The sequence below is a fragment of the Halomonas sp. G11 genome, assembly GCF_001663515.1.
Lineage (GTDB): Bacteria > Pseudomonadota > Gammaproteobacteria > Pseudomonadales > Halomonadaceae > Vreelandella.
On sequence record NZ_LYXG01000039.1, the window covers coordinates 1 to 348 of the forward strand.

The following is a 348-nucleotide window of genomic DNA, read 5'->3' on the forward strand; positions in this document are numbered from 1 at the left end:
GCCCAGGTGGTCGTGCAGCTGCGCATAGGCGGGATTTTTAAAGCTGTAGTCTTTCAGCGCGGCGGACGAACTCGCCACCCGGGCGGTGTGGCTGAGTTTGCGCACATGGCGCAGGGGTGCGGTGCCGCCAGCGCGGCTGTGGTAGCTGCGCTCGCCTAGGCTTGCCAGCATCTGTGGGTCGTCGGCGAAGATCAGCCGATGGGCGCCGCCATCACTATCCTCGCCTTTTTCATCAAACAGATGGAAATAGAACAGTCCCTCTTCCGCGGCCAGGCGCTCGATAAAGGCGAGGTCGGTCTCGCGGTACTGCACGCAGTACTCGCGCTCGGCAAGCTCGCGGGTGACCGC

Annotated in this window: 1 protein-coding gene; it reads right to left on the bottom strand. The window is 63.8% G+C overall.

Features of this window, described 5'->3' with window-relative positions; genetic code table 11:
- Positions 1 to 348 (bottom strand): contractile injection system protein, VgrG/Pvc8 family (locus ADS46_RS13735; protein ID WP_267886952.1); only part of this gene is annotated, 348 nt, incomplete at both ends.